This window comes from Vibrio sp. V43_P6S15P86 (genome assembly GCF_009904725.1).
Lineage (GTDB): Bacteria > Pseudomonadota > Gammaproteobacteria > Enterobacterales > Vibrionaceae > Vibrio > Vibrio diabolicus.
On sequence record NZ_WXWT01000326.1, the window covers coordinates 2,955 to 7,508 of the forward strand.

The following is a 4,554-nucleotide window of genomic DNA, read 5'->3' on the forward strand; positions in this document are numbered from 1 at the left end:
TGATTCCCTGCGGGAACACCCAAACCGGACAGCAACGCCATTCCTGCATCCATAGTTGCCATGCCATCGGGTTGTTGAACAATTAGTTGCGTTTTGCTTTCATATCTGGGAGAAGCTATAACAATTTGATAAAAAGAAAAAATAACTGTTGGAAATACAACTAGTGAAAAAAATAGGTTCGATTTTATTTTATCTAATAGTTCTTTCATTTTATTAACGACTTATCGCTGATTTCCACAGAGCGTGATAGCAGCAAAGTGAAAAGAAGAAGATTACTAAAGTAGAAATATCTAAGTAGTTAATATTAACTCCTACCGTACCGTAGGTTGGATAAGCATAATACCTAGTGTATTCCACAGCATGGAGAAGTGGATTCCATGTCATATACTTCCATGCCTCTTGAGGGATATCTCTTAAACTAAAAAACGCGCCCGATATAAATAACAAAGGTCTCAGAGCCAAGGTTCTAACTTTGTCTACTTCAGGGATATAACAGCGTGTTATCGCAAATAACATTCCTATACTTGTCCCCAATAACCAAACTTGAAAAAAGAGGAATAATATACCAATAGGATTATGAACAGCTAATTCAACCCGCATGAAATATGCAATGATTATAATAACTATTGCAACAAAGAAACGTGATAATAGCTCAAAGCCAGCGACTGCTATAATTGCACTTATTGGCTGAACCTGACGAAAAGCAAATAGCGCTTGATTACTTTTAATAGCACCAGCTACCGAGCTTACTGTAGTAATAAAGAACTGAGTCAATAATATGCCATAAACCATAAAGAAAAAGGTTGGCATTGTGTGTGTTGTACCACCATCAACGTTACTACGCATGAGAGTCAATATCATAATAAACGCAAGAGGTGACGCTACAGACCAACTAATTCCTAGCTTATCGTTAAATTTACTGCGAATTTCTCTTAGAAAAATGGCAAATATAACATCTTTCCACACAGAAAGCATCGCTCGTTTTTTAACCAATGCCATAATTAATCTAACAACTGTTTTAGTTTACGTTTTAGTAGTGAAGGGCAATAGTCATAACCTGCACCAACTAATAAGTAGTTATCTTTTAACTTTTTCAAATATTTTTGACGTTCAAGATTACACTGTTTATTTTCTATATTTATCATTTCTATTCTGCAATGCTCAAGAGCTAGCCCAAACTGATACATCGAATCACCAACAACGAAAAGTGGGGTCTGAGATTTTAAGACTGTAACTATTGCACTAGAGTTAATCGTTATTACAATTTTTGCCTCATTGATTAAATCAACAAGGCTGCCATCGACAAAGTAGGCACTACTTTCTAGTCGATACTCATTGAAGTCTAACGGATGCTTTTTAATTCCAAGTTTCAAACCAAGTGTGCTGCACTTTTCATATACTCGATCTATTACTTCTTGATTTGAATAAAAGTCACTGTACATCAAAAACTGTGAGTCATGCTCGAGCTGTAGCAGTAACAATGCACTATTGTCTTCTAGTTGCTCGTTAGATTTATTATGTTGATTATTGTTTTTTAACTTTCTAACCAAACGTTTATAGTACTTTCTCACACTATATCCATTGTGCATATAACGGAGTACTGTTCTTCGCCCAAACAACCTTTCCAACGAGAAAGAAAGAATAAAAAAAGAAAAAAACATCATAGATAGTAATGAATCATGGGTATTTCTAGGCAAGAACTCATTATTATCAGCAGTGTCGATTTTCTTATTTAGCAAGCTAATATTAGCGTTCGCATTCACACCTTTATTATCAATCACTGTGGTAAAGGGTCTCAATAGCCCCTGCTCTGTCACAAGGTATGAAATCCCCAATTCATTGCAAAGCAGTATAGCAATAGTATGATACCAACGGGTATCATTGTGCAAAATGACTAGGTCGACACTCTTTTCTGTGATAAACCTCTTTAGCCCTATGTAGAACTTAGCCATGTATTTTAGCTCTGATGATGATAAGGTTCTCGACTCTATCTTCTTCGCGTAAGCGTGGTGATAGGTAGAAAGAGAATTCATTTTCTTGAGCAAGTCGTTATCAATTGGCTCTTTAACAGATGCGATCAAAGATGTTGCAAGAGTCAACTTAAAAGTGGGTAAATACACTTTCTTAGATAAACACGAAGTGACCGCAAACTTCCTTCTTGCTACGAGACTCGCCACTTTTTCGTGTAGTGGCGAATACATTGGATCCAAGGATAAAAGGTTGTATCTTTTTTCCATTTAGTTTATCGCTACATTGGCAGCAACCGCGATTTGGTAGATTATTTGTGTAATATCTTTTACAGCTTGCATGGCTTTCGTGTCGACTTTTGGCAACACTAAAATTTGGTCTCCTTTTCGGATCGGTTTTGAACTATCAAATTCGACCAAACCATTTGCTCTCACAATAGCAATGCGGTCATCTTCGGCTCTATCTGTAAATCCACCAGCCCATGCAACATAATCATCAATTGTTGCATTTGGATTGTAAACTACAGCTTGCGGCATTAATACTTCACCACCGATTTGGATCAAGTCTGTTTTATTTGGAATAACAACTTCATCACCCTGCTCCAATAAGATGTTTGCAACTCGACCATCATCAGAAACAATAACCTTACCAAGGGGCTGAATTTTACGCGCTCTTTCCGTAAATTGAAGGACCATTTCTGCTTCTTTTGCTCTTATTGCAGCCTCACCATCTGACGATGCGGGTGCAGTAAAAATACTTCGCTCTAGACGATCAAGTGATTCGTCAATCATTTCTTTTTGCTTCTTAGCTACGCTATCTCGCAATACATAAATGGACTGGTAATCAGCAAGTGTTGGATCAATTGGAATATTATTTAGGAGATCATGTAATTTAGTACTTTTTGTTACGGCAAAGTAAGACGGACCTAAGTAACTACCTGAGACCTGAACATCTATGACTTGAGCGTGTAAGTCATCATTGAAGATAACTTTATCCCCATCTTGTAACTCAAACTTCTGAAATTCTTGATATGTAATATAGCGAGAGAACGGCCCATCGACTCGACTCCCTACAATTCCAACATGAGAAACTTTAGCAAGTGGTTTTGCATACGCAGCTAATTTTTCCCCTTGTTCACTGTTATTTTCCAACTCAAAACGAAACGGATTGCGAGCCCCACCAGTGACAGTAATAGTCGCTTTTTGGGGCGCGACTAAGATTACATCACCGTCTTTAAAACTAACCTTCGGCATAACTCCTGATTGCATAAAATCATAAAGGTCAACCTCAGCTATACTTTTACCATTACGAAGAACTTGAATTTCACGATAACTGCCGCGCTCAGAATCAATACCTCCCGCACGTTTGAGAAAGTACAGAATTGAATCGGAGGCCATGCCAGCATACTGGCCAGGTCGAATAACTGGTCCGCTTAAAAATACGCTGACAGGAGTAGCAGTAAGGAGGTTTACGTACACATTGACGTTGGCGGTATATACCTGCTTGATCTTTTTCGTCACAAGTTGGTTGATCTGACTAGCTTTAACGCCTAAGACATTAACAGGCCCTACTTCTGGTATGAAGATATTCCCTTGGTTATCCACCGTTACTACATTTGAATAACTCACAGCCCCCCATAACCAAATATTAATTTTATCTCCGGCTGCAACTAAGTAATTTTCACTCAAGCCATCTGTTCTTTCGGTCTCATATCCACCTGCAAAAATATTTGCTGCATAAGGAGGTGGTAGCTCTTCTCCAGAGGAAGGGAGTAATTGTCTAACATCCACCTCACCTGGCAAAAGAAGATTATTTCTGTTCTCTTTATTAAATGAACCAGCAGAGAGTTTCTCGTTGGGTGGCGTTTGAGATTGGTTTAAAGTTCCAGAGGAAGAAAACGTAGGGTTAGCTGCATTGAGGTTTAAATTGTTATTATCAAGTGCGAAAGCTGAATTGATACAAGTAAAGCTTGTAATTGCAACTAGCCATTGAGCTGCTTTATTTGTCATGTTCATAATTTTTAAAGCTTTTTCTCTAGTTTATCTTTAACAAGCCCATTGACCCAATACCAAGTATTTTTGGTATTGTTTTTATCTGACTTTATCGAGCACACTACATTAGAAGTGGAGTCAATGTTCACTTCTCGACAGTATAGGCCCAGTGCAGAGAAATAAATCGGCCCAACAGCAACATGATAATTTGGATGCGATATAGACACCAGTTCAGGTCTGTTCAAATATCCCCAATACTGTTCTGGAACTTCCTCCATCATTTCTATCGAAGATGACTCTTGCGTAACAAGTGGAAGATCTGCCTTAACGTAGCGAGGTTTACTTGCACATGCACTCAGCACTGTAATGGACACTAGAGAAATGAAGAGATGTTTATGTCTGAAAAGTAGATGTTTTGTCATTTTTACGCACGCTACCGCCCTATGGTTAAACACGTTATCCATAACACGTATGTATTTTGGCAAATAAGATGCTTTGAGCACTCGGTGTACTCTGGACTTGCTCATCAGCTTTTCCCACAGTGAATGCCCCCTTTGAAGTGCGTACTAGGGTACAAGATAACTCTCCTTTGAGG

General features: G+C 38.3%; 4 protein-coding genes and 1 pseudogene. All 5 read right to left on the bottom strand.

Going from position 1 to position 4,554, the window contains the following annotated elements; all coding sequences use genetic code 11:
* A pseudogene (locus CAG69_RS22330) lies at positions 1-209 on the bottom strand (lipopolysaccharide biosynthesis protein); the annotation flags it as partial.
* A gap of 4 nt (positions 210-213) precedes the next feature.
* Positions 214-999, bottom strand: coding sequence for an ABC transporter permease (locus tag CAG69_RS14395; protein ID WP_161444818.1), 786 nt, complete (start codon positions 997-999; stop codon positions 214-216).
* Positions 1,000-1,001: 2 nt separating this feature from the next.
* Positions 1,002-2,237 (bottom strand): capsular polysaccharide export protein, LipB/KpsS family, encoded by a 1,236-nt coding sequence (locus tag CAG69_RS14400; RefSeq protein WP_161444820.1) that lies wholly within the window; start codon positions 2,235-2,237, stop codon positions 1,002-1,004.
* A complete protein-coding gene (locus CAG69_RS14405; protein WP_161444822.1) occupies positions 2,238-3,977 on the bottom strand; it encodes a polysaccharide biosynthesis/export family protein in 1,740 nt (579 codons plus the stop codon).
* An 11-nt stretch (positions 3,978-3,988) separates the two neighbouring features.
* Positions 3,989-4,486 carry a hypothetical protein gene (locus tag CAG69_RS14410; protein ID WP_161444824.1) on the bottom strand — a complete coding sequence of 166 codons (498 nt, stop codon included), beginning with the start codon at positions 4,484-4,486 and terminating at the stop codon, positions 3,989-3,991.
* Positions 4,487-4,554: the final 68 nt, after the last annotated feature.